This is a genomic window from Streptomyces sp. NPDC002790 (genome assembly GCF_040295505.1).
Taxonomy (GTDB): domain Bacteria; phylum Actinomycetota; class Actinomycetes; order Streptomycetales; family Streptomycetaceae; genus Streptomyces.
In genome coordinates this window covers 26,374-50,654 of the sequence record NZ_JBEOVM010000043.1, presented here as the reverse complement: position 1 = coordinate 50,654, position 24,281 = coordinate 26,374, and the positions used below count along the sequence as shown (strand labels likewise).

Genomic DNA, 24,281 nt, shown 5'->3' with positions numbered 1-24,281 from the left:
CCATGCCTGCCGCCATAAGTGTCCTCGTGCTCGCCACGGCCGCTGCCACGGCCGTCGGCGTCGCCACCCTTCAGCACGTCAAGGGTCTGCGCCGAGGGGTCCCGCGTACGCACCGTGCGGGTGACGGAGGGAACCCGTTCCCGTACGGTCTCGACCTGCTCGGTGGCCCACTGGACCTAACCTCTTCCGGTACGCCGACAGGCTCAGACCCGTCGCCCGCTTCAGGTGCGTCGGCAGATTGGCGGCGCTGCCGAGCCGGCTCCTCGCCGCGACGACGTCGATCCGGTCCTCGCCGCGCTCGATGATCCGGCAGGCGAGAGCCACACGCTCACCGAGCAGCCAGGCCAGCGGCGTCGTGCCAAGCTCGGCGCGGAAGCGGCGGTGCAGGGTGGCCGGGCTGACGGCGGCGCGGGCGGCCAGGGCGAGGACGGTGAGCGGTTCGTCGAGCCGCTCCCGGGCCCAGGCGAGCACCGGCGCGAGCGAGGCGTCCGGCACCTCGGGCGCCGGCCGCTCGATGAACGCCGCTGCCCTTCCCCAAGCTCTCAACTTCGTTCGAGCAGGGGAGACCCCATGTCCCGGTGGGCGGCGAAGACGAGCCGCCGGGACACGGAGGCGGCGACCTCGGCACCGTGGTCGAGCCGCACGAGATGCAGGCCCAGGTCGAGCGCGGCCGCACTCCCCGCCGCGGTCAGTACATCGCCCTCGTCGACGAACAGCACATCCGGTTCGAGCAGCACCTTCGGATGCAGCTCCCGGAACTTCCCGGCCCACTTCCAGTGCGTCGTGGCCCGCCGCCCGTCGAGCAGCCCCGCCTCGGCGAGCGCGAACGTCCCCGTACAGAAACTGACGATCCGCGCCCCGCGCGCATGGGCCCGCCGGACGGCCTCAAGGACGGCCTCGGTGCGCGGCACGACGTTGTCGGGGCGGCCCGGCACGATCAGGGTGTCGGCGGAGTCGACCGCCTCCAGGCCCGCCGCCCCCGCCATCGTGAAGAACCCGTGGTTCATCCGGATGCCGGGCCCGGGGGCGCACAGCGTCAGCGTGTACAGCGGGGCCCGGTCGCCGAGTTCGGGCCGTGGCAGCCCGAACACCTCGGTGGCGACGCCGACTTCGAACGGTTGATGCCCTCGTCGACGAGGACGACGACGTGCTGAACGAGGTGCGAGGATCCTTGCGCCATGAGCGATTTCTAGCACTTGTACGAGCGCGGCGGCGGCCCCAGGATGAACGGCATGGAACTCGCACCGGTGTCCCTCACCCAGGCCCTGACCACCTTCGACGACCTGTGGAGCCCCCGGATCGTCACGACGCTCAACGACTACGACGTCCGCCTCGCGAAGGCCGAGGGCGAGCACGTCTGGCACGTCCACGAGGACACCGACGAGTTCTTCCTCGTCGTCGAGGGCGAACTCACGATCGGCCTGCGCGAGACGCAGGGCGAACGCGAAGTGGTCCTCCCCCGCGGCTCCGTCCTCACCGTTCCCCGCGGCACCTGGCACAAGCCCAGCGCGGCGCCCGGCACCGCGATCCTCCTCCTGGAACCGACCGGCACCTCCTCGACGGGCGACGCCCACGACCGGGTGCCGGCCCACGTCGACTCGACGACGGGGCATCGTCTGGGCCCGGCCTGACGGTCCAACGGTTCAGATGTGCCGGTCCCGCTCGTCCTCGACGACGGTCGTGCGACCGGCCGGTGGGACCAGGCCCCTGCGCCGTCCGACGCTGCGGAACACGAAGACCCCGATCAGGCCGACGATCATGAGGATCCAGCCGACCAGGTCGAGGTTGACGCTCTGCATGTGCCAGTCGGTCGCGAACGCGAGGATCGCCCCGACGGCGACCAGGATGATGGAACCTCCAAGGCTCATCAGCTTCGCCTCCTGCGGTGTGTGCGGAAATGCGTGAGGGGCCCGAGTACCCTCGAACCCCTCGTCCTCACACCGCTGTTGGCGGTCGAACCGATCAGCCTTCCAGGAACGCCGTCAGCGCGTTCGCCAGCAGGTACGGGTCGTCGGCGCCGCACAGTTCGCGGACGCTGTGCATCGACAGGATCGCCGTGCCGATGTCGACGGTCTTGATGCCGTGCCGGGCCGCGGTGATCGGGCCGATCGTCGTGCCGCAGGGCATCGCGTTGTTCGACACGAACGACTGGAACGGAACGCCCGCCCGTTCGCACGCCGCCGCGAACACGGACCGGCCCGAACCGTCCGTCGCGTAACGGTTGTTGACGTTCACCTTGAGGATCGGGCCGCCGTTGGCCCGCGGGTGGTGCGTCGGGTCGTGGCGCTCGCCGTAGTTGGGGTGCACGGCGTGACCGGTGTCGGAGGAGAGGCAGATCGTTCCCGCGAAGGCACGCGCCCGGTCCTCGTAGCTGCCTCCGCGCGCGAACACCGAACGCTCCAGGACGTTCCCGAGCAGCGGGCCGTCGGCCCCGGTGTCGGACTGCGAACCGTTCTCCTCGTGGTCGAACGCGGCGAGCACGGGGATGTACGCGAGGTCCTCCTGCTTGGCGGCCTCGGCGAGCGCGGCCGTGCAGGCGTGCACGGACAGCAGGTTGTCCATCCGGGGACCGGCGACCAGTTCCTTGTCGCGGCCCAGGTAGGAGGGCGCCTCGATGGCGTACGTCATGAGGTCCCAGCCGGTGATGGCGCCGCGCTCGAGCCCGTTCTCGTCCTCAAGGAACGCCATCAGGTCGCCCTCGTGAACGTCGCCGCTCAGGCCCCAGATGGGCTGCATGTGGCGCTGCTTGTCCAGCTTCAGGCCGTCCGACGTGACCGATCGGTCCAGGTGGATGGCGAGCTGCGGGACGCGCAGCAGGGCCCGGTCGACGTTCACCAGGCGCTCGGTGCCGTCGCGCAGCGAGACGCGGCCCGCGAGGCCCAGGTCGCGGTCGAGCCAGGAGTTGAGCAGCGGACCGCCGTAGATCTCCACGGCGACCTGCCGCCAGCCGTTGCTCGCCAGGTCGGGCTGCGGCTTCACGCGCAGGTTCGGGGAGTCGGTGTGTGCGCCGACGATCCGGAACGGCGTGTGGGCGGCCGCGCCCTCCGGCACGTACCAGGCGATGACGGCGCCGCCGCGCGTGACGAACCGGCCTCCGGACGTCCCGTCCCAGGCGTCGGTCTCCGCGACCTGCTGGAAGCCCGCCTTCTCCAGGCGTGCGGCCACGTTGGCCACGGCGTGGTACGGCGTGGGGCTCGCCGCGAGGAAGGCCATCAGGTCGTCGGTGTGCCCACGATCGAAGGGGGCGGAGGGGGTGCGCATGCGGCAAGGGTAGGCCAGGCTCCTCCGGGGGGCGCGCCCCGTCGCCCTGCCTTCAGTGAGCGCCGGCGGCCTGCGGTCCCGTTGTGGTTCGCGCAGTTCCCCGCGCCCCTGAGATCCGCGTCTGTCCTTCGCGGGGGCGGGTTCGCCGGCGGGCGGCGGTCCCGTCGTGGTCCGGTTCGCGCAGTTCCCCGCGCCCCTTTCAGGGGCGCGGTGCGCAAACCCACAGCGGGACCGCAGCCCGTCGACGAAGCCGCGCCCCGCACGCGCAGATGCGGCAAGGCCCGCCGCCCCGCAACAGGGACGACGGGCCTCACCACGACACGGTCTAGAAGGACGCCTCGTCCAGGTCCATGATGTCCGCGCCCGACTCGCTCGTCGTCTGCGCCAGCTTCCGCGCACCGGTGACACCCGGCAGGACATTCGCCGCGAAGAACTTCGCAGCAGCGATCTTGCCCTGGTAGAACGCCACATCCTTGCCCGCGGCACCCGCCGCCAGCTTCTCCGCCGCGACGGCCGCGCCCTTGAGGAGCATGTAGCCGACGACCACGTCGCCCGAAGCCATCAGCAGGCCGGTCGTGTTGAGGCCCACCTTGTAGATGGACTTCACGTCCTGCTCCGTGGCGACCAGGTCGTTGATCATGAGGCCGACGATGGCCTCCAGCTCGCCGGCGGCCTTGGCGAGCGTCTCGCGGGCCGCGGCCAGTTCCTCGCCGCCGGTCTCCACGGCGAGGAACTTCTTGATCTCCTCGGAGAGCGCGTTCAGCGCGGCACCCTGGTTGCGGACGATCTTCCGGAAGAAGAAGTCCTGACCCTGGATCGCGGTCGTGCCCTCGTAGAGGGTGTCGATCTTCGAGTCCCGGATGTACTGCTCGATCGGGTACTCCTGGAGGAACCCGGAGCCGCCGAAGGTCTGCAGCGACTGGGCCAGCTGCTCGTAGCCCTTCTCGGAGCCGTAGCCCTTGACGATCGGCAGCAGCAGGTCGTTGAACGCGTGCTCGGCCGTGGCGTCCTCGCCCGCGGCCTCCTTGACCTGGATCGCGTCCTGCACGGAGGCCGTGTAGAGGACGAGCGTGCGCATGCCCTCCGCGTACGCCTTCTGCGTCATCAGGGAGCGGCGCACGTCCGGGTGGTGCGTGATGGTGACCTTCGGCGCGGTCTTGTCCGTGCTGCGGGCCAGGTCGGAGCCCTGGACGCGCTCCTTGGCGTACTCGAGGGCGTTGAGGTAGCCCGTCGACAGCGTGGAGATCGCCTTCGTGCCGACCATCATGCGGGCGAACTCGATGATGCGGAACATCTGGCGGATGCCGTCGTGCTTGTCACCGATCAGCCAGCCCTTGGCGGGGTGCTGGTCACCGAAGGTCATCTCGCACGTGTTGGAGGCCTTGAGGCCCATCTTGTGCTCGACGTTCGTGGCGTAGACGCCGTTGCGCTCGCCCAGCTCGCCGGTCTCCCAGTCGAACTCGAACTTCGGGACGAGGAAGAGGGAGAGGCCCTTGGTGCCGGGGCCGTGGCCCTCGGGGCGGGCGAGGACGTAGTGGAGGATGTTCTCCGACATGTCGTGCTCACCGGACGTGATGAACCGCTTCACGCCCTCGATGTGCCAGGAGCCGTCCGCCTGCTCGACGGCCTTGGTGCGGCCGGCGCCGACGTCCGAACCGGCGTCCGGCTCGGTCAGCACCATCGTCGAGCCCCACTGCTTGTCGACGGCGATCTCGGCGGCCTTCTTCTGCTGCTCGTTGCCCTCCTCGAAGAGGATGCCGGCGAACGCGGGACCGGAGGAGTACATCCAGACCGCCGGGTTGGCGCCCAGGATCAGCTCCGCGTGGGCCCAGATGAGCGAGCGGGGGGCGGTGGTGCCGCCGATCTCCTCGGGCAGGCCGAGACGCCAGTACTCGGCGTCCATGAACGCCTTGTAGGACTTCTTGAAGGAGGCCGGGACCGGCGCCGTGTTGGTCTCCGGGTCGAAGACCGGCGGGTTCCGGTCGGCGTCCGCGAAGGACTCCGCAAGGTCGTTCTCGGAGAGGCGGGTGACCTCTTCGAGGATGCTCTTGGCGGTGTCGACGTCCATCTCCGCGAACGGTCCGGTGCCGTACAGCTTGTCGCGATCGAGTACCTCGAAGAGGTTGAACTCGATGTCGCGGAGATTCGACTTGTAATGCCCCATGGCGACGGCTCCGTAAAAGATCGGGGAGGCGGGTCGTCCCGGGTTGGCCCGGACCGTCCTCGTACGCATACCAACTAGTAACCAACACAATGCTACCCGCGGGTAATAAGAATCAACCCCCAGTGGTCCATCTGTGACGAACTAGGCGCTCTGGCGCTCTCGTCCCGCCGCCCCCTCGGGCGTCGGTAGTCTTGCCTCCATGTACGGCTACGACCAGAGCCCGGGCGCCGGGCAGCAGCAGTACGCGCCGCCGCAGGGCGGGTACGGGCAGCAGGCTCCGCCGCTGTACCCGGAGCCGTCGCCGCCCTCGCTCACGGACGCGGTCCGCGCGTTCACCACGGGCTCGATGTCCGCCGAGGACTTCCAGCAGATCTTCGCCTCGTCGAAGGTCTACTGCCCGCGCGGTGACAACCCGGGCTTCCTCGCGCTGCACAACACGCAGCAGCCGGTGATCCCGATGTTCAGCACGCTCAAGGAGCTGCGCAGGTACGCGGGCAAGGAGTCCAAGTACTTCGTCATCACCGGCGCCGAGGTGATCGACCTGCTGCCCACCGGGTACGGCTTCGTCCTCGACATGGAGGGCGAGCACCGGATGGTCTTCGACGCGAAGGCGGTCGAGGAGATGGTCGGCTTCGCGATGCGCCGCATGTACGGCTAACCGCTCGCCCCCCCTTGTTCCGTACAGGCCCGGATGCCCCACGGCGTCCGGGTCTTTTGTGTGTCCGTACCCGGCCCCGCTGCGGTCGGGAATACGGTGCGACTTGCTGGATGTTCATCGTTCAACTAAATTGGACGCACACCCCGAGGAGGCCGCCATGCCCGCTGTGACCGTCGAGAACCCGCTGACCCTGCCCCGTGTGGCCGCGCCGGTGGACGCCGTGGCGCGCCCCGTGCTCGCTGTGACGACCGCGCCCAGCGGCTTCGAAGGGGAGGGATTCCCGGTGCGCCGCGCGTTCGCCGGGATCAACTACAAGCACCTCGACCCGTTCATCATGATGGACCAGATGGGTGAGGTGGAGTACGAGGCCGGGGAGCCCAAGGGCACGCCCTGGCACCCGCACCGCGGCTTCGAGACCGTCACGTACATCATCGACGGCACCTTCATCCACCAGGACTCGCACGGCGGTGGCGGCACCATCACCAACGGCGACACCCAGTGGATGACGGCCGGCTCGGGTCTGCTGCACATCGAGACGCCGCCGGAGTCGCTCGTCATGAGCGGCGGTCTGTTCCACGGCCTCCAGCTGTGGGTCAACCTGCCTGCCAAGGACAAGATGAAGAGCCCCCGCTACCAGGACATCCGCGGCGGCCAGGTCAAGCTGCTCACCACCGACGACGGCGGCGCGCTGCTCCGCGTCATCGCCGGTGAACTGGACGGCAACGACGGCCCCGGCATCACGCACACCCCGATCACGATGGTGCACGCCACCGTCCGCCCGGGCGCCGAGGCGACGCTGCCCTGGCGTGAGGACTACAACGGGCTCGTGTACGTACTCGCGGGCAAGGGCACCGTCGGCCCCGACCGGCGTCCCGTGCACACGGGACAGACCGCCGTGTTCGGCGCGGGCTCGTCCCTGACCGTGCGCGCCGACGAGTCGCAGGACGCGAACACCCCCGACCTCGAAGTGGTCATCCTGGGCGGGCAGCCGATCCGTGAGCCCATGGCGCACTACGGCCCGTTCGTGATGAACAACAAGGCCGAACTGCAGCAGGCCTTCGACGACTTCCAGGCCGGGCGCCTGGGCGTCATCCCCAGTAAGGAGCGCCTGCCGCACACGTGATGCGCAAGCAGCCGTGACGCCCCGTCACCCGGCCAGACCGGCCGGGAAGGCGGGGCGTTCGCGTGCATGATCAACTGGCGGGGTGCAGACCGGTAAGCCACTCCTCCCCGAACCCGCCCGCCGCCTCGCCGCCTGGTGCGCCGTCGTCCTGCTCGCCGCCGGGGTCGGCTGGCTCGGGATCGTGCTGTGCGTCCAGCTCAGGACGGCCGTCGTGCCGGTGCTGCTCGCCCTGCTCGGCACCGCGCTGCTGCGGCCCGTCTACCTCGCCCTGCGCCGCGCCAAGGTGCAGCGCTCCCTCGCCTCCGGGCTCACCTGCGCGCTGATCCTGGTGGTCGTGGGCGGCGCCGGATACATCGTGGTCGCGGCCCTCATCGACACCGGCGACCAGATCGTGACCTCGCTCAAGCAGGCCGCGCAGGACCTCTCCGACCGGTTCGGCACCGGCGCGCTCGACCTAGACCACCTCGCCGACAGCGCCCAGGACCTGATCAAGAAGTACGGCAGCAACGCCGCGTCCGGCGTGATCAGCGGGCTCAGCGCGGCCGCGGAGGTCGGCGCCATGGCGGTGCTCGCGCTGCTGCTCTGCTTCTTCTTCCTGCGTGACGTCCCGCGCTTCCGGGAAGCGCTGCGGCAGGCCGCGCCCGGCTCGGCCGGGGAGACCCTGGAGGCCATCGCCCGCCGGGCCTTCGCCGCGATCTCCGGTTTCATGCGCGGCACCACCCTCATCGCCCTCATCGACGCGACCTGCATCGGCGTCGGGCTGCTCATCCTTCAGGTGCCCGGCGCGGTCGGCCTCGCGGCGCTGGTGTTCGTCGGCGCCTACATCCCGTACCTCGGCGCCTTCATCTCCGGGGCGGTGGCCGTCCTTGTCGCGCTCGCCGACCGGGGGTTCGTCATCGCCCTGTGGGCGCTGGGCGTGGTGCTCGCGGTGCAGGTGCTCGAAGGGCATGTACTGCAGCCGATGATCCAGTCCCGCACGGTGCAGATGCACCCGGCGGCGGTGCTGCTCGCGATCACGGCGGGGGCCTCTGTCGCCGGGATCCTCGGGATGCTGCTCGCGGTGCCGCTGACGGCCGCCGCGTTCGGCATCCTCAGCGAACTGCGCGGACGCTACGAAGCCTCTGACTCGGTTTCACGTGAAACTGGGCCGGCCGCGTCCCCACCCGTGTCCGAAGGCTCGTAGAGCTCGAACCAGATGCTCTTGCCCTCGCCCCGCGGGTCCACGCCCCAGCGGTCGGCGAGCAGCTCCATGAGCACCAACCCGCGCCCCGATGAGGCCAGTTCACCGGGGCGGCGCCTGTGCGGCAGGTCGTCGGAGGCGTCCGCGACCTCCACGCGCAGCCGGCGCGGTTCGACGCCGTGCCGGGTCATCTCGGCGACCAGGAGTGCGTCACCGTCGGTGTGCACCAGGACGTTGGTGACCATCTCGGAGACGAGCAGCACCGCCGAGTCCATCTGGTCCGTGTCGGCCCAGTCGTGCAGCAGCTCCCGCAGTTGCTGGCGGGCGGCCGCGATCCGCTCGGGCTCGGCCTGCGCGATGGTCATCGCCGTGCGCCGGGCCACGGTGCCGACGGCCGACTGGGTGGTGCGGCGCAGCAGCAACAGCGCGATGTCGTCCTCACGGCGGTCCGCGAGCGGCCCCGTGGTGTGGTGCGAGGACGGGCCGTGCACCGCCCGCACCAGGGTGTCGGCCAGCTCCTCCAGACGGTCGTCGGGGCCGGACTCCAGGGCCGCGCGGATCCGCGACCAGCCGGTGTCCAGGTCGTGCCCGCCCGTCTCGATCAGGCCGTCCGTGCAGAGGAGGAGCGTCTCCCCGGCCTCGAGGACGAGCCGGGTCGTCGGATAGTCCGCGTCCGGGTCGATCCCGAGCGGCAGGCCACCGGCCGTGGGGCGGACGAGGACCGTGCCGTCGGTCATCCGGATCGCAGGGTCCGGGTGCCCGGCGCGGGCGATCTCGAGGATGCCGGTGGCCGGGTCGGCCTGCACGTACAGACAGGTCGCGAAGCGCGGGTCCGCGCCCGGTTCGTCGGTGTCGCCGATGCCGTGCAGGAAGCGGGAGGCGCGGGAGAGCACGGCATCGGGCCCGTGCCCCTCGGAGGCGTACGCGCGCAGGGCGACGCGGAGCTGGCCCATCAGGCCCGCCGCGCGCACGTCATGGCCCTGTACGTCGCCGATGACCAGGGCTATGCCACCGCCGGGCAGCGGGATCATGTCGTACCAGTCGCCGCCGACCTGGAGTCCGCCGCCGGTCGGCACGTAGCGGGCGGCGATGCTCATGCCGGGGATCTCCGGGCCGAGCGAGGGCAGCATCGTCTTCTGCAGGCCGTCGGTGAGCTCGCGCTCCGACTCGGCGACCCCGGCCCTGGACAGGGCCTGCGCCAGCATCCGCGCGACCGTGGTGAGGACCGAGCGCTCGTCGGGCGTGAACGACACCGGGTACATGAACCCCGCCATCCACGCCCCGATGGTGCGGCCCGCGACGATCAGCGGCAGGAACGCCCACGACTTGCGCTCGAAGCGGGCGGCCAGCGGCCAGGCCGCCGGGTAGCGGCCGCGGTACGCCTCCGGCGAGGACAGATAGACCGCGCGGCCGGTACGGACGACCTCGGCGGCCGGGTAGTCCGTCGCCAGGTCCATATCGGTGAAGGGGTCCTCCTCGCCGTCCGCCTGGCCGTGGTGCCCGATGACGTTGAGCCGGTCGCCCGCGACGCCGAACACGGCGAGGCCGTCCGGCGAGAACCCCGGCATCGAGAGCCCGGCGGCGACCCGCAGCACCTCTTCCGTGGAACCGGCCTCCGCGAGCGCGCGCCCCGCGTCCAGCAGGAAGGCCTCGCGCGAGCGCCGCCAGTCGCCGGTCACCGGGGTGCGGGAAGCGGCCTCCGGCCCCGGCTCCGTGACCTCCTGGAGCGTGCCGATCAGCTCGTACGAGCCTGTGAAGTCCGCGGAGTCACCGTGCACGATCGGCCTGGAGCGGCTGCGTACGGTGCGCAGCACATGGCCCTGGCCGTCCATGATGCGCAGCCGGGCCTCGGCGAGGGTGCCCTCGGCGACGGCGAGCTGCACGATCCCGTCGATCTCGTTCCAGTCGACCGGGTGGAAACGGGAGCGGACGGCCGACTCCGTCAAGGTGACCTGTCCGCCGTCGGGGGCGGGGGGCAGGCCGAGCAGCCGGGCGGCCTCGGCGTCGAAGGTGACGAGCCCCGCCCGGTTGTCCCATCGCCACAGGCCGGTCGCGAGAGCGGCGAGGACGTCTCCCACGGGCGGGAGGGGCTCACCAGTGCGCATTGCCCCACTCTAGGAAGAGTTGATCGCTCCCGGCCACCAGAGGCTGCCGACGGGGGTGGGAGTGGCTCCGGGAGCCGGGCCGACGTCACGGGGCTCCGCCCCGGACCCCGCTGCTCAAGCGCCGCAGGGGCTTGAAATGCACAGCGCCTCAATCGCCGGCGGGGCTGAAAAGATCTGCCGGTACGCTTGGGGGGATCCCGGTTGTCTCCCGGGGAAACCCAAGCGCAAAGGCTGGATGAACGACGATGCATCGGTACAGGTCCCACACCTGCGGCGAGCTCCGCTCCTCTGACGTCGGGTCCGACGTCCGGCTGAGCGGCTGGCTGCACAATCGCCGAGACCTGGGCGGCATCCTCTTCATCGATCTGCGCGACCACTACGGCATCACGCAGCTCGTCGCCCGCCCGGGTACGGAAGCTGCCGAGGTTCTCGACAAGCTCACCAAGGAGACCGTCGTCCGCATCGACGGCAAGGTCGTCTCCCGCGGCGCCGACAACGTGAACCCGGAGCTGCCCACCGGCGAGGTCGAGATCGAGGCCTCCGCGGTCGAGGTGCTCGGCGCGGCGCAGCAGTTGCCGTTCCAGATCAACCAGGACGACGGCGTGGGCGAGGAGCGCCGCCTGGAGTACCGCTTCCTGGACCTGCGCCGCGAGCGCATGCACCGCAACATCATGCTGCGCAGCGAGGTCATCGCCTCGATCCGCTCGAAGATGGTCAACCTCGGCTTCAACGAGATGGCGACGCCGATCCTCGCCGCGACGTCTCCCGAGGGCGCCCGCGACTTCGTCGTCCCGTCCCGCCTGAACCCCGGCAAGTTCTACGCGCTGCCGCAGGCCCCGCAGCAGTTCAAGCAGCTGCTGATGATCTCGGGCTTCGACCGCTACTTCCAGATCGCGCCCTGCTTCCGCGACGAGGACGCGCGCGCGGACCGCTCGCCGGGCGAGTTCTACCAGCTCGACATCGAGATGAGCTTCGTCGAGCAGGAAGACGTCTTCCGCCCGATCGAGAAGCTCATGACGGAGATCTTCACGGAGTTCGGCGGCGGCCGCGAGGTCACCTCCCCGTTCCCGCGCATCCCGTTCCGCGAGTCGATGCTGAAGTACGGCAACGACAAGCCGGACCTGCGCGCCAAGCTCGAACTCGTCGACATCACCGACGTGTTCGACGGCTCGGAGTTCAAGGCCTTCGCCGGCAAGCACGTGCGCGCGCTGCCCGTCCCGGACACCGCATCGCAGTCCCGCAAGTTCTTCGACGGCCTCGGTGACTACGCGGTCGAGCAGGGCGCGAAGGGCCTGGCCTGGATCCGCGTCGGCGAGGACGGCGCGTTCGCGGGCCCGATCGCCAAGTTCCTCACCGAGGAGAACGTCAAGGTCCTCACCGAGCGCCTCGGCCTCAAGGCCGGCCACGCCGTGTTCTTCGGTGCGGGCGAGTACGACGAGGTTTCGAAGATCATGGGCGCGGTCCGCGTCGAGGCCGCCAAGCGCGCGGGCCACTTCGAGGAGGGCGTCTTCCGGTTCTGCTGGATCGTCGACTTCCCGATGTACGAGAAGGACGAGGAGACCGGGAAGATCGACTTCTCCCACAACCCGTTCTCCATGCCCCAGGGCGGCATGCAGGACCTGGAGGAGAAGGACCCGCTGTCCATCCTGGCCTGGCAGTACGACATCGTCTGCAACGGCACGGAGCTGTCCTCCGGCGCGATCCGGAACCACGAGCCCGACATCATGATCAAGGCCTTCGAGATCGCCGGCTACGACGCGGAGACCGTCGAGGCCGAGTTCGCGGGCATGCTCCGCGCGTTCCGCTTCGGCGCCCCGCCGCACGGCGGGATCGCCCCGGGCGTCGACCGCATCGTCATGCTCCTCGCCGACGAGCCGAACATCCGGGAGACCATCTCGTTCCCGCTGAACGGCAACGCGCAGGACCTGATGATGGGCGCGCCCTCCGAGCTGGACGAGTCGCGCCTGCGCGAACTCAACATCCAGCTGCGCAAGCCGGTCGAGAAGAAGTAACCGACGCACGCTTGAGTTGAGGGCCCGGGGTCACCGACCCCGGGCCCTCACCCGTTCACGGGGTGATCAGGGGCTCAGCCCGAGCGCGGCACCACGAGCCCCGACTCGTACGCCGCCACCACCGCCTGCGCCCGGTCGCGGACGCCCAGCTTGGCGAGGATCCGGCTGACGTGGGTCTTCACGGTCTCGCCGCCGACGACGAGGCGGGCCGAGATCTCCTGATTGGACAGGCCCTCCGCGATCAGCCGCAGCACCTCGCGCTCGCGCGGGGTCAACGCGTCGATGGCGAGGGCCTGTTGGGGCGACGCCCGGGGGCGAAGGCGGGCGAACTCGGCGATCAGCCGCCGGGTGACCGTCGGTGCGAGCAGCGCCTCGCCCGCGGCCACCACGCGCACCGCCTCGAAGAGCCGCTCGGCCTGCATGTCCTTGAGCAGGAAGCCGCTGGCGCCGGCGGCGAGCGCGTCGTACACGTACTCGTCGAGGTCGAAGGTCGTCAGCATCACGACGCGGGTCGCGGGCAGGTCGCGGGTGATGCGGCGGGTCGCCTCGATGCCGTCCATGCCGGGCATGCGGACGTCCATCAGGGCGAGGTCGGGGCGGGTCTCGCGGCAGACACGGACGGCGTCGGCGCCGCCGGGCGCGCTGCCGACCACGGTGAAGTCGCCCTGGCTGTCGAGGAGCGCGCCGAAGCCCGCCCGGACGACGTCCTGGTCGTCGGCGACGACGATGCGGATGGCGCTCACCGGGCCGGGCCCCCCACCGGCAGGGACGCCTCCACGAGGAAGCCGCCGGCCGGGGCGGGTCCCGCGTGCAGGGTGCCGCCCGCCATCGCGGTGCGTTCGCGCATGCCGAGCAGCCCGTGGCCCGGCTCGCCGGGGCCCGTGCCAGGGCCGCAGTCCCGTACGCGTATCGCCAACTGGTCCTCCCTGTAGTGCAGTTCCACGTCCACGGCGACTCCGGGCGCGTGCCGGCGGGCATTGGTCAGGGCTTCCTGGACGATGCGGTACGCCGTGAGTTCCAGGCCGGGGTCGAGGGCGGTCACCCGGCCGCGGACGATGAGGCGGACGGCGGTGCCGGTCGCCGCGCGGGCCTCGTCGACGAGGGTGACGAGCTGGTCGAGGCCCGGCTGCGGCGAGCGGGGCGCGGCCGCGGCGGGTTCGGCGGGGGCGTCCTCGCGCAGGACGCCGAGCAGCCGGCGCATCTCGGTGAGGGCGAGGCGGGCCGTGTCGCCGATCGCCAGGAGCCGCTCGGCGCCCTCCGGCGGCAGGCCGGGAGTGGTGTATCTGGCCGTCTCCGCCTGCACCGAGATCGTCGAGATGTGGTGTGCCACGATGTCGTGCAACTCCCTTGCGATCCGGGCCCGTTCGCCGAGCGCCGCATGGGCGAGGGCCGTGTCCGCGTACGCCCAGTCGGCGGCGGAACGGCGGGCCGCCTCGGCCTTCGAACGCCGGGCACCGCCCGCGGTGAGCGCCGCCGCCGCGCCCGCGAGCAGGACGACGCCGTAGGGGCCGCTGTCGTCCGTGAGCGCGTACGCGGTGAAGGGCACGGCGAACAGGACGGCGGTGCGGCCAGAACCGCGCCGCCCCACCAGGTACAGGGCGGCGGCGAGCGCCGGGAGGCCCGCGTACAGCGTCTGCCCGTACGTGAGAGGGGCGAGCAGCGTGGCCGCGGTGAGCGCCGTGGCGGTGAGCAGGAGCTGGGGCCGGACGAAGGCGAGGGGGACGGTCGCGCCCAGCGCCAGGGCGAGCAGGCCGGGCAGTTCGGGCTCCGGGTCGTGGCCCCGCCCGGTGACCTCGGCGAGGGCCGACACGGCCAGGACCACGGCCGCGAGCAGCGGCAGGTCACGTGCGCCCGCCGCGCGCTGGGCCCAGGCCCGTGCCGTGGTCCAGGTCCCCGTCATGCCGGTCATTATCGGCGGGCCGGGGCGCGGTGGGCGTCCCCCTGCGGGGGGAGCGGGCCCCTCGGGAGACCACCGCCGGGCGGGACGCCGTTGCGCCGCCCGGTCCCTAACGTCAACTGGCATGACCGATATGACGATCGAGGTTCGCGGGCTGTGCAAGCGGTACGGGGCCACCACGGCCGTGGACGGGCTCGGTTTCACCGTCGAGGCAGGGCGGGTGACCGGGTTCGTCGGGCCCAACGGTGCCGGGAAGTCGACGACGCTGCGGATGATGCTCGGGCTCGACCGGCCCGACAGTGGGACCGCGCTCATCGGCGGGCAGGACTACACGCGGCTCGCCGACCCGCTGTCCACCGTCGGCGCCCTGCTCGACTGCGAGGCGCTGCACCCGGGCCGCCGGGCCCGCGACCATCTGCTGTGGCTCGCTCACTACAACGGGCTGCCGAGCCGCCGCGTCGACCTCGTCCTCGACCAGGTCGGCCTCGCCTCCGCCGCGAAGAAACGCGCGGGCGGCTTCTCCCTCGGGATGCGCCAGCGGCTCGGCATCGCGGCCGCGCTGCTCGGTGATCCCCCCGTGCTGATCCTCGACGAGCCGGTCAACGGGCTCGACCCCGAGGGCATCCAGTGGATCAGGCGCTTCCTCAAGTCCCTTGCAGCGGAAGGGCGTACGGTCCTCGTCTCCTCGCACCTGATGAGCGAGCTGCAGGACACCGCGGACCACGTCATCGTGATCGGCAGGGGGCGGCTGCTCGCCGACACCGACGTCGACGCGCTGCTCGACGAGGCGTCCGGCGAACGTGTCGCCCTGCGGACCGGGCGGCGCGCCGAGGCCCTGGCGGTCCTCGCGGGCGGCGACGCCACCGTCGCGGTGACCGGGCCCGACTCGCTCACCGTCACCGGTCTGGCCGCCGAGGAGGTCGTCGCCCGGCTCGGCGCGCACAACATCGCGTTCTCCGAACTGTCCCGGCACCGCGCCACGTTGGAGGAGGCGTACATGGAACTCACCGGCACGGCAACGGAGTTCACTACACAGGAGGCGTCGTGAAGTCGCCGATGGTGCGTGCCGTGCGCGCCGAGTGGACCAAGCTGCGCAGCGTCCGCAGCACCCCCCTCGCGCTGATCGCGATGCTCGCCCTCAGCCTGCTGCTGACCGTCGCGTCGGCGAGCGGCAGCCAGTTCGGCTACGGCGGCCCGAAGCAGTACGACTCCTTGTCCTTCGTGCACCGCACGGCCGCGGGCGACGGCACCTTCACGGTGCGCGTCGCCGCGCAGGAGAACAGTGCCGGCTGGGCGAAGGCGGGACTGCTCCTGAAGGACGGCACCGCGAGCGGATCCTCGTACGCCGCCCTGATGGTGACGCCGGAGCACGGCGTGCGGATGATGACCGACGGGAAGCACGAACTGACCGGCTCCGGCGGCGCGGACGCCCCGCGTTGGCTGCGGCTCGTACGGGCCGGGGACAAGGTCACCGGCTACGAGTCCGCCGACGGCCGGGCCTGGCACAAGGTCGGCACGCTCACTGTCGCCGGGCTGCCCCGGACGGCCGAGGCGGGCCTCTTCGTCACGTCGCCCATGGACGGCAAGGAGGAGCGCACCGGCCCCGGCGAGCTGCGCATGCACCCCGAGGCCACCCTCGGCAGGGCCGTCTTCGATCACGTCGCCTTCCCCGCACCGACCGGTACCGGCGGCTGGCGGCAGGCGGACATCGCGCAGACCGTGAAGGAGGGGGAGATGGCCGACCCCGTCGCCGACCCGAAGCCGTTCCGCGCACACGACGGCACCTTCACCGTCACCGGCAGCGGTGACCTGGGCGGACTCGGCATGGGCGGCGTCGGACAGCTCGGCGGACAGCCCGACGTGGTCAAGATGGCCCTCGACGACGGCATCCAGATCGCGACGATCGCGGTGATCGCGCTCGGCGTCCTGTTCATCACGTCCGAGTACAAGACCGGGACCCTGCGCACCACGTTCACCGCGAGTCCGCGGCGCGGCCGGGTGCTCGCCGCGAAGGCGCTCGTCCTCGGCGCGACGGTGTTCGTTGTGGGCCTGGTCGCGAGCGTGGCGGAGTTCCTCGTCGCCCGCCCCGCCCTGCGCGACAACGGCTTCGCCCCGCCGCTCTTCCCGGATCTCTCCCTCACCGACCCGGCCACGATCCGGGCGATCGTCGGCAGCGCGGCGTTCCTCGCACTGGCCGCCGTGCTGAGCCTGGGGGTCGGGGCGCTGCTGCGGCGGGCCGTGCCTGCCGTGGTCCTGATGATCGTCACGTTCGTGGTGCTGCCGATCGTCGCGCAGTCCACGTCCATCGGGTTCAGCGACTTCGTCGGCCGGGCCACGCCCACGGCGGGCCTCGCGGTCCAGCAGACCCGCCGGCTCCTCGACACCGTCGTCACACCGTGGGTGGGCTTCGGGGTGCTCTGCCTGTACGTGGCCGTGGTGCTGGGGGCGGCGCGGTGGCGGCTGACCGGGCGGGACGTATGACGGCCGTCGGAGCGGGGCGTGCGGTGCGCGGGGAGTGGACCAAACTCCGCACCGTTCCAGGGCAGTTGTGGACGGTGGTGTCCCTGACCGGGGCGATGGTCGCCTTCACCGCGCTGATCGCGGCGAGCGCGGGGAAGGGCCAGTCGGGCGTCCTCGCGCCGACCGCGCTGTCCCTGTCCGGGGTCTACCTGGCGCAGACGGCGGCCGCGCTCGTCGCGATCGCCGTGGTCTCCTGCGAGTACCCGCGCATGATCCGCACGACCCTCGCGGCGAACCCGCGGCGCACCACGGTGTTCCTGGCGAAGGCGGCGGTGACGGTGGCGGCGGTCCTGGCCGCCGCGCTCCCTGCCGCCCTCGGCTCCCTGGCGGCGGGCCGCACGGTCCTGTCGGGACGATCTGGCTTCCCCCAACTCCCGCTGTCCTCCCCCACGTTGTGGCGGGCGGCGCTCGGCACGGTCGTCTACCTGCTGCTGGTCGCGCTGCTCGCGGTGGGGGCGGCGCTGGTGGTGCGGCACGCGGCGGCGGCCGTCGGGGCGGTGATGGCGCTGCTGTACGGGCCCTACCTCGCCACGCTGATCATCCAGATGCCGGAGCACGTGCTGCACCGGGTCCAGAAGTACTCCCCGATGACGGCGGGCCTCGCCGTCCAGACGACGAACGGAACCGGTACGGCTCCGCTCGCCCCCTGGACGGGCATCGCCGTCCTCGCCGCCTACGCGGGCGGGGCGCTGGTCATCGGGTGGGTGGCGCTGCGGCGGCGGGACGCGTGATCCCGAAGCCGTTCACGCGGCCGGTTCGCCGCCGAAGCGCTCCTTGTGGGAGGCCAGGTCCTCGTCGGTGATCTTGGCGAAGAGGACCGGGGGGACGGTGAACGGGGTGCCGGCCGGGACCGTGGTCAGCGCCGTGGCCTCCTCGGCGGTGACCCAGTCGGCGTCGTCGCCGGGGAGGTCGAACGCGGCGCGCATGGCGGCGGCCGACGCCGGGATGAAGGGCTCGGAGACCACCGCGTAGAGGCGGATGAGGTTCATCGCCGTACGGAGGGTCAGCGCCGCCGCATCCTTGTCGGTCTTGATCTCCAGCCAGGGCGCCTTCTCCTCCAGGTAGGAGTTGCCCGCCGACCACAGGGCGCGCAGCGCCGCCGCGGCCTTGCGGAACTGGAGGGCCTCCATCTGGGTCTCGTACTCGGCGAGGAGGGTGGAGATCTCCTGGCCGAGCCTGGCCTCCGCCTCGCCCGGCTCGCCGCCCGCGGGGACGTCGTCGCCGAAGCGCTTGCGGGAGAAGGACAGCACGCGGTTGACGAAGTTGCCGAGGGTGTCGGCCAGGTCCTTGTTCACCGTCGCCGTGAAGTGCTCCCAGGTGAACGAGGAGTCGTCCGACTCGGGCGCGTTCGCGATGAGGAAGTAGCGCCAGTAGTCGGCCGGGAGGATCTCCAGGGCCTGGTCGGTGAAGACGCCGCGCTTCTGCGACGTGGAGAACTTGCCGCCGTAGTACGTCAGCCAGTTGAAGGCCTTCAGGTAGTCGACCTTCTTCCACGGCTCACGGATGCCCATCTCCGTGGCCGGGAACATGACGCTGTGGAACGGGACGTTGTCCTTCGCCATGAACTCCGTGTACCGGACGTCGGAGGCGCCGGCGGGCTCGTACCACCACGACTTCCAGTCGCGCGTCTCACCGTCGGGAGCCTGGTCCGCCCACTCCTTCGTCGCGCCGATGTACTCGATCGGGGCGTCGAACCATACGTAGAAGACCTTGCCGTCGGCCGCCAGCTCCGGCCACGTGTCCGCCGGGACGGGGACGCCCCAGTCCAGGTCGCGGGTGATCGAGCGGTCGTTGAGCCCCTCGGTCAGCCACTTGCGGGCGATGGAGGAGGCGAGCTGCGGCCACTCGCCCGCGACCTCGTCGATCCACGCCTCGACCTCGACCTGGAGCTTCGACTGGAGCAGGAAGAGGTGCTTGGTCTCGCGGACCTCCAGCTCCGTGGAGCCGGAGATCGCGGAGCGCGGCTCGATGAGGTCGGTGGGGTCGAGCACGCGCGTGCAGTTCTCGCACTGGTCACCGCGGGCCTTGTCGTAGCCGCAGTGCGGGCACGTGCCCTCGACGTAGCGGTCCGGGAGGAAGCGGCCGTCCGCCGGGCTGTAGACCTGGCGGATCTCGCGTTCTTCGATGAACCCGTTCTCGTTCAGCTTGCGGGCGAAGTGCTGGGTGATCTCCGCGTTCTGCTCCGATGAGCTGCGGCCGAAGTGGTCGAACGCGAGGCCGAACCCGTCGTAGACCGCCTTCTGCGCGTCGTGCGCCTGCGCGCAGAACTCGGCGACCGGGATGCCGCGCTCCTTGGCCGCCAGCTCGGCGGGGGTGCCGTGCTCGTCCGTCGCGCAGATGTACAGCACGTCGTGGCCGCGCTTGCGCAGGTAACGGGAGTACACATCCGCCGGGAGCATGGACCCCACCATGTTGCCCAGGTGCTTGATCCCGTTGATGTACGGAAGGGCGCTGGTGATGAGGTGTCGAGCCATCGGGGGCTGCTCCCGGGTTGTGACGTGGATGGAATTGGTGTGAGCGGAATCTAGAAATCGTAGCCGACATGGGGCGGCCGCCCGCGCGGTGTTTACTGCGCGGACGGCCATGGGGTATCGGGGCCCTGTTGAGCGGGGTTACGGGGCGGGGTTACGGGCGCCAGGCCTCCAGGAGGCCCTTGTAGAGCTCCGCGTCCGTGAGTTCCAGCGGGGTCTCGCCCGCGTGGAAGACCGCGGTGTTCTCCGCCTTCAGCTTGCGGAGGTAGTCGAAGTTCTTCGAGTCCGGCTCGCCGAAGGTGACGAACTGGAAGAAGAGGGGGTGGGCGGCGGCCTTGGCGAGCGCCTCGTTCGCCGGGCGCTGGACGTCCGGGGGGCCGTCCGTCTGGAAGATCACCAGGGCCGGGGCGGTGGGGTCGTCCGACTTCTCGTGGTGCGCGACGATCTCCTCGATCGCGCGGTGGTAGCTGGTGCGGCCCATCCGGCCGGCCTCCGCGTGCCACGCGTCGATCCTGCCCTCGTACGCGTCCAGGGTGAGGTCGCCGGCGGCGTCGATGTCCGTCGAGAAGATCACCGTGTGGACGGTGGGGGTCTCGCGGTCGTCGAGGTGAGCGGCGAGGGCGATGGCCTGTTCGGCGAGGGCGGTGGTGGAGCCGTTCTTGTAGTACGAGCGCATGGAGCCGGAGCGGTCCAGGACGAGGTAGACCGTGGCGCGGGTGCCGGTGAGGTTCCGCTTGCGGAGTTCGGCGCCGGCGGCCTTGTGGGCGGCGGCGAGGCCGGGTGCGCGGGTCTTTACCTTGGCGGGGGTGTGGGCGGGCTTCCCGTCCTTGTCGGCCTGCGCCGGGGTCTTTGCCGCGACGGGGTCGACCTTCTTGGTCTTGTCGGCCTGCGCCGGAGCGGGCTCCTCCGCCGTGACGGGCTCCTCCGCCGTGGCGGGGTCGGCCCCCTTGCCCTCTTCGGCCTGCGCCGGGGGCTGTGCCCACCCGTCCCGCCCTGCGGGACGCCTGCCCACAGCGGGGGCGGGAGCCGGGTCTGCGGGGTCGGCCGGGGCCTGCGCCTGGGCCTTGGCCGCGGCGGGAGTCGGGAGCTCGGGGTCGTCCTGGGGCCCGGCCACAGCGGGGGCGGGAGTCGGGAGCTCGGGGTCGTCCTGGGGCCCGGCCACAGCGGGGGCGGGAGTCGGGAGCTCGGGGTCGTCCTGGGCCTTGGCCGCGGCGGGGTCGGGAGCCGGGTCTGCGGCGTCGTCCTTGGTCTCGGTCTCGACCGGAGTGGAGGCCTCGGCGTCGGTCTTCGCCTCGGCCGGCGCTGAAGCCGTGGCCTCTGCCTCGGCCGTCTCCGCGGCGGGAGCGGCAGGCTCGGCCTCGGTCTCGATCGTGGGCTCCGCCGGGGCAGAGGACGGAGCGGCAGCCTTGGGCTCGGCCGGTGCCGCAGCTTCCGCCTCTGCCTTCTTCTTGGCCGCCGCCGCAGCCTCGGCCTTCGCCGCCGGCGCAGCTTCCGCCTTCGGCTCGGCCTTCGCTGCCGCAGCTTCCGCCGCAGCATCGGCCTCGGCCTCGGCCTTCGCCGGCGCCTCGGCCTCCGGCTTGGGCTCAGCCGGAGTCGGCGCCGCGGTCTCGGCCTCCGTCGCGGCCGCAGACCGCTCCTCCGCCGGCTCCGGCGGCACGCGGTCGCCGCCCACCGGGGCGGACGGCTTGGGGACCGAGATGTTGTCGAAAGCTGCCGAGACCAGGTCGTCGGCCTCGCCCTTGGAAGGGGCGGGAACCGTTGGCGCCTGGTCGGTAGCGGCAGCGGGTTGGTCTTTTTTGCCCGAACGCCCGAACGCGTTCCGCAGCCGATCCAGAATGCCCATGTGCGCAACCTTCCGCATGAGTTGTCCCCGAAGTCCCTGGAACCCCTGGCCAGGACGGACACGTAAGGTTAGCCGCCGCGGGCCGTGATCTTGGGCAGGGTCGGGCCGTTCGACCGAGCGGACAACTGCCGCCCTTTCTGTATGGATTCACTCGATCACGCCCGACTCCGTAAGACGTGTCCGATACGCCGGTGACTGGTGTGCCGACTCCCAATAGGCCTCCCGCAGGGCCGGCAGCACCGCGTCCAGGACGGGCGCGGAGCGGGCCGCGAGGAGGAGGCGTACGGCCACCGGGTCGCCCTCCAGGGGGCGGATCGCCATGTCGGGGCGGGCCAGGGACGTCGGCTGGCAGAGCGTCACCACTTCACCCGTCGCGACGAGGTTGGACGCGGTCAGGTAATCACCGTGCAGGACACGGGGGTTGAGGCCCGCCGAGCGGAACGCCCTGAGCAGGCCGTCCCATTCGCCGTCCACCGTCGGGTCGATCATCCACCGGTCCTCCGCCAGGTCCGTCAGGCGCACGACCGGTCTGCCGGCCGCCGGATGGTCCGCCGGCAGGGAGACGTACTGCGGTTCGCGGGCTACCAGAACCTTGCAGGTCAGGGGCTCCGGTATGCGCAGCGGACTGCCTTCCACCTCGTGGACGAACGCCACGTCGAGGCCGCCCTCGGCCACCAGGCGGAGCAGCGCGTGCGCCGAGACGTCCATGCGCAGCGACGGTTCGTGCGGCGAACTCGCGCGCAGGCGGCGCAGCCAGCCCGGTATCGCGCGGCTGGCCGTGGAGCCGATGCGCAGGCGGTCGCCGGCCGCCTCCTGGGCCATCGCGCGCGTCTCGTCGACCAGCGCGCGCAGGTCGTCCACCAGGGGGCGGGCGCGCGTGAGCAGGGTGCGGCCGAGCGGGGTCGCGCGGCAGCCGGTGCGTTCGCGGGTGAACAGGCGGCCGCCGAGGTGGTCCTCGATGCGGCGCAGCTGGGTGCTGAGGGCGGGCTGGGTCATGCCGAGGTGGCGGGCCGCCTTGTGCAGGCTGCCGGTGTCCTCGATCGCACACAGGACGCGCAGGTGCCGCACTTCCAGCTCCATGGGCGTTGAGCGTAGGCCGGTACCGTACGCCGCACCAGACTCACCGGAGTCAACTGTGTGGGGATAACGCGGAGTTATCGCGCAGTGGCATCTACCTCGTGCGTCCCGTCCGCCCCAGAATCTCATGCATGAACATGACACCCCCCACATCTGTTCGTCTGCTCGCCTGCGCCCTCGGCGCCGGGCTCACCGTCGCCGCCCTCGCCGCGGCCCCCGCGTCCGCCTCCGCCTCCGGGTCCACCGAGCGGGTCGCACGCTACGCCGGTTCCGCCGAGGAGGCCGCAGCCAACAAGGCCTTCTTCCAGGCCGTCATGAAGTCCGTCGCCGAGAAGCGGGCCGCCAATCCCGGCGCCGAGTCCGTCACCATCTCGTACGACGCCTCACAAGCCCCCACGTTCCAGCAGCAGATAGCCAGCAGCGCGTCGATCTGGAACTCGTCGGTGTCGAACGTGAAGCTCCAGGCCTCGTCCGGCGGGGGCGACTTCTCGTACCGCGAGGGGGACGACTCGCGCGGCTCGTACGCGTCGACGGACGGGCACGGCAGCGGGTACGTCTTCCTGGACTACGCGCAGAACCAGGAGTACGACTCCACGCGCGTGACCACGCACGAGACGGGCCATGTCCTCGGCCTCCCCGACCACTACGAAGGGCCGTGCAGCGAGCTGATGTCGGGCGGCGGACCCGGCCCCTCGTGCACCAACCCGAACCCGGACGCGAACGAGAAGGCCCAGGTGGAATCCCTGTGGGCCAACGGGTTCGCGAAGGCCCTGCACAAGGCGGAGGCCGCGCTGCGCTAGGCGGTCCCACGGGCGAGGCGCGCGGCCCGGCCCCCCCACCTGCGAGCCGACCGCAGCGGGCCGCCGCCTCCCGCACACACCCGGCCGCCGCCCGTCTCCCCACGGGCGGCGGCCAGGTGCGTTCCGCGGTGCGCGCTCAGCCGTGCAGCGTCAGGTCCACCAGGAGCGCCCGGTGGTCCGTGTCCGCGAGGTCGATGAAGCGGGACGTGTCCGCCGAGAAGTCGTCGGTGACCAGTACGTGGTCGATCTGCGTGCCCAGCGGTCCCGGCGCCTTCGACGGCCAGCTCGGGGTGCGGGCGTGGCCGGTGAGGCGGGCCGCGTCGCGCAGCGCCCCCGCGTCGAGGAGCCGGCGGAACGCGGCGTGGTCCTGCGTCGCGTTGAAGTCCCCCGCCACGATCCCGGGCCCTTCGCCGGCCCGTGCCGCGTCCGCGAGGCGGCCGAGTTCGGTCTCCCACACGCCGACCTGGTCGGGCAACGGCGGCATGGGATGGGCGAGTTGGAGGCGCACCGCGTGCCCCCGTACGTCCGCGACGGCGGCCGGCATGCCCATCGTCCCGGCCACCGTCGGCGCCGCCTTCAGCGGGAACGTACTCAGGATCATCGACCCCTCCGAGCCGTCCGCCGCCACGGCCCGCCGGTGCGGGTAGCGGGCCCGCAGCGACTCCCGGTCCAGCGCGTCCCGGCAGGGGCGGCCGCACTCCTCGACGAACACGATGTCGGGGCGGTGCCGGGCGACCGTGTCGATCAGCGCGTTCGTGCCGTGGCTGAACTGGACGTTGGACGCGAGCACCCGGACGCCGGAGACGGGGGCGCCGTCCGGCTCGCCGTCCGTCCCGTACGGCTCCATGTACCAGGCGAGCGCGCCGAGTACGACGAGGCCCCAGACCATGCCCGTACGCCAGCGGGACAGCAGTGCGAGGAGCAGGGCGGCGGCCGTGGGGGCGAGCAACCAGGGGAGGAACGCGAGGAGTTGGGGTACGGGTGTGGGCCCGTCACGGCCGGCGGCCCGGAAGCCGACCACCGCGCTGACCCCCACGAACAGCAGCGCCGCCGCCCACGCTCCCGTCCTGTTGACGCGGCGGCGCCCGGCGTCCCGCGTCTCGTACCGCGGGGCGCCGGGCGCCTCGTCCGTGATGTGCTGCTGCCGCTGGTCCAAGGCCCGGCCCCCGT

Annotated in this window: 19 protein-coding genes and 1 pseudogene; 9 read left to right on the top strand and 11 right to left on the bottom strand. The window is 71.6% G+C overall.

Annotated features, from left to right (window positions below; genetic code table 11):
• Window positions 1-78 precede the first annotated feature (78 nt).
• A pseudogene (locus ABT004_RS20415) lies at window positions 79-1,180 on the bottom strand (DJ-1/PfpI family protein).
• A 52-nt stretch (window positions 1,181-1,232) separates the two neighbouring features.
• Between ABT004_RS20415 and ABT004_RS20410 the strand changes: the two are divergent.
• Window positions 1,233-1,631: a cupin domain-containing protein gene (locus ABT004_RS20410; RefSeq protein ID WP_351338690.1), complete on the top strand. Its 399-nt coding sequence runs from the start codon at window positions 1,233-1,235 to the stop codon at window positions 1,629-1,631.
• Between the two features lie 12 nt (window positions 1,632-1,643).
• Here the strand turns inward: ABT004_RS20410 and ABT004_RS20405 are convergent, their stop codons facing one another.
• The 3 genes from ABT004_RS20405 to ABT004_RS20395 form a co-directional block, all read right to left on the bottom strand.
• Entirely contained in the window at window positions 1,644-1,868 is a 225-nt protein-coding gene (locus ABT004_RS20405) for a DUF6458 family protein (RefSeq protein WP_351338687.1), read from the bottom strand.
• A gap of 94 nt (window positions 1,869-1,962) precedes the next feature.
• Window positions 1,963-3,261 carry a M18 family aminopeptidase gene (locus ABT004_RS20400; RefSeq protein ID WP_351338685.1) on the bottom strand — a complete coding sequence of 433 codons (1,299 nt, stop codon included), beginning with the start codon at window positions 3,259-3,261 and terminating at the stop codon, window positions 1,963-1,965.
• A 325-nt stretch (window positions 3,262-3,586) separates the two neighbouring features.
• A complete protein-coding gene (locus ABT004_RS20395; RefSeq protein WP_351338683.1) occupies window positions 3,587-5,425 on the bottom strand; it encodes an acyl-CoA dehydrogenase in 1,839 nt (612 codons plus the stop codon).
• 199 nt (window positions 5,426-5,624) lie between these two features.
• Between ABT004_RS20395 and ABT004_RS20390 the strand changes: the two genes are divergently transcribed.
• The 3 genes from ABT004_RS20390 (at window position 5,625) to ABT004_RS20380 (ending at window position 8,389) form a co-directional block, all read left to right on the top strand.
• A complete protein-coding gene (locus ABT004_RS20390; protein ID WP_351338681.1) occupies window positions 5,625-6,083 on the top strand; it encodes an SseB family protein in 459 nt (152 codons plus the stop codon).
• Window positions 6,084-6,240: 157 nt separating this feature from the next.
• Window positions 6,241-7,206 carry a pirin family protein gene (locus ABT004_RS20385; protein WP_351338678.1) on the top strand — a complete coding sequence of 322 codons (966 nt, stop codon included), beginning with the start codon at window positions 6,241-6,243 and terminating at the stop codon, window positions 7,204-7,206.
• A gap of 82 nt (window positions 7,207-7,288) precedes the next feature.
• Window positions 7,289-8,389 carry an AI-2E family transporter gene (locus tag ABT004_RS20380; RefSeq protein ID WP_351338676.1) on the top strand — a complete coding sequence of 367 codons (1,101 nt, stop codon included), beginning with the start codon at window positions 7,289-7,291 and terminating at the stop codon, window positions 8,387-8,389.
• Here the strand turns inward: ABT004_RS20380 and ABT004_RS20375 are convergent.
• Window positions 8,317-10,491 carry an ATP-binding SpoIIE family protein phosphatase gene (locus ABT004_RS20375; RefSeq protein ID WP_351338673.1) on the bottom strand — a complete coding sequence of 725 codons (2,175 nt, stop codon included), beginning with the start codon at window positions 10,489-10,491 and terminating at the stop codon, window positions 8,317-8,319. The genes ABT004_RS20380 and ABT004_RS20375 overlap by 73 nt on opposite strands.
• Window positions 10,492-10,736: 245 nt before the next feature.
• On the opposite strand from ABT004_RS20375, the gene aspS reads away from it, so the two are divergent.
• Window positions 10,737-12,503 carry an aspartate--tRNA ligase gene (gene aspS / locus ABT004_RS20370; RefSeq protein ID WP_351338672.1) on the top strand — a complete coding sequence of 589 codons (1,767 nt, stop codon included), beginning with the start codon at window positions 10,737-10,739 and terminating at the stop codon, window positions 12,501-12,503.
• A gap of 74 nt (window positions 12,504-12,577) precedes the next feature.
• Here aspS and ABT004_RS20365 read toward each other — a convergent pair whose 3' ends face one another.
• Both ABT004_RS20365 and ABT004_RS20360 read right to left on the bottom strand, forming a co-directional pair.
• Window positions 12,578-13,246 (bottom strand): response regulator, encoded by a 669-nt coding sequence (locus tag ABT004_RS20365; RefSeq protein ID WP_351338669.1) that lies wholly within the window; start codon window positions 13,244-13,246, stop codon window positions 12,578-12,580.
• The gene (locus tag ABT004_RS20360; protein ID WP_351338667.1) at window positions 13,243-14,403 is read right to left on the bottom strand and encodes a sensor histidine kinase; all 1,161 of its coding nucleotides are present in this window, start codon (window positions 14,401-14,403) and stop codon (window positions 13,243-13,245) included. Before ABT004_RS20360 ends, ABT004_RS20365 begins: the two co-directional genes overlap by 4 nt.
• A 121-nt stretch (window positions 14,404-14,524) precedes the next feature.
• Between ABT004_RS20360 and ABT004_RS20355 the strand changes: the two genes are divergently transcribed.
• From ABT004_RS20355 to ABT004_RS20345, 3 genes are read left to right on the top strand one after another with little or no spacing between them, the layout of a single operon-like run.
• The gene (locus ABT004_RS20355) at window positions 14,525-15,448 is read left to right on the top strand and encodes an ABC transporter ATP-binding protein (RefSeq protein WP_351338665.1); all 924 of its coding nucleotides are present in this window, start codon (window positions 14,525-14,527) and stop codon (window positions 15,446-15,448) included.
• Window positions 15,445-16,881: an ABC-2 membrane transporter-related protein gene (locus ABT004_RS20350; protein WP_351338663.1), complete on the top strand. Its 1,437-nt coding sequence runs from the start codon at window positions 15,445-15,447 to the stop codon at window positions 16,879-16,881. Before ABT004_RS20355 ends, ABT004_RS20350 begins: the two co-directional genes overlap by 4 nt.
• Window positions 16,878-17,651: a hypothetical protein gene (locus tag ABT004_RS20345; protein WP_351338660.1), complete on the top strand. Its 774-nt coding sequence runs from the start codon at window positions 16,878-16,880 to the stop codon at window positions 17,649-17,651. The genes ABT004_RS20350 and ABT004_RS20345 overlap by 4 nt, the downstream gene beginning before the upstream one ends.
• Window positions 17,652-17,663: 12 nt before the next feature.
• Here the strand turns inward: ABT004_RS20345 and metG are convergent, their stop codons facing one another.
• The 3 genes from metG to ABT004_RS20330 form a co-directional block, all read right to left on the bottom strand.
• Window positions 17,664-19,394: a methionine--tRNA ligase gene (gene metG / locus ABT004_RS20340; protein WP_351338658.1), complete on the bottom strand. Its 1,731-nt coding sequence runs from the start codon at window positions 19,392-19,394 to the stop codon at window positions 17,664-17,666.
• Between the two features lie 151 nt (window positions 19,395-19,545).
• Window positions 19,546-21,234: a VWA domain-containing protein gene (locus ABT004_RS20335; RefSeq protein WP_351338656.1), complete on the bottom strand. Its 1,689-nt coding sequence runs from the start codon at window positions 21,232-21,234 to the stop codon at window positions 19,546-19,548.
• A gap of 147 nt (window positions 21,235-21,381) precedes the next feature.
• Entirely contained in the window at window positions 21,382-22,314 is a 933-nt protein-coding gene (locus tag ABT004_RS20330) for a LysR family transcriptional regulator (protein ID WP_351338653.1), read from the bottom strand.
• A 128-nt stretch (window positions 22,315-22,442) separates the two neighbouring features.
• Between ABT004_RS20330 and snpA the strand changes: the two genes are divergently transcribed.
• Window positions 22,443-23,111 (top strand): snapalysin, encoded by a 669-nt coding sequence (gene snpA, locus ABT004_RS20325; protein WP_451187821.1) that lies wholly within the window; start codon window positions 22,443-22,445, stop codon window positions 23,109-23,111.
• A gap of 136 nt (window positions 23,112-23,247) precedes the next feature.
• Here the strand turns inward: snpA and ABT004_RS20320 are convergent, their stop codons facing one another.
• Window positions 23,248-24,267 (bottom strand): endonuclease/exonuclease/phosphatase family protein, encoded by a 1,020-nt coding sequence (locus tag ABT004_RS20320; RefSeq protein WP_351338651.1) that lies wholly within the window; start codon window positions 24,265-24,267, stop codon window positions 23,248-23,250.
• Window positions 24,268-24,281: the final 14 nt, after the last annotated feature.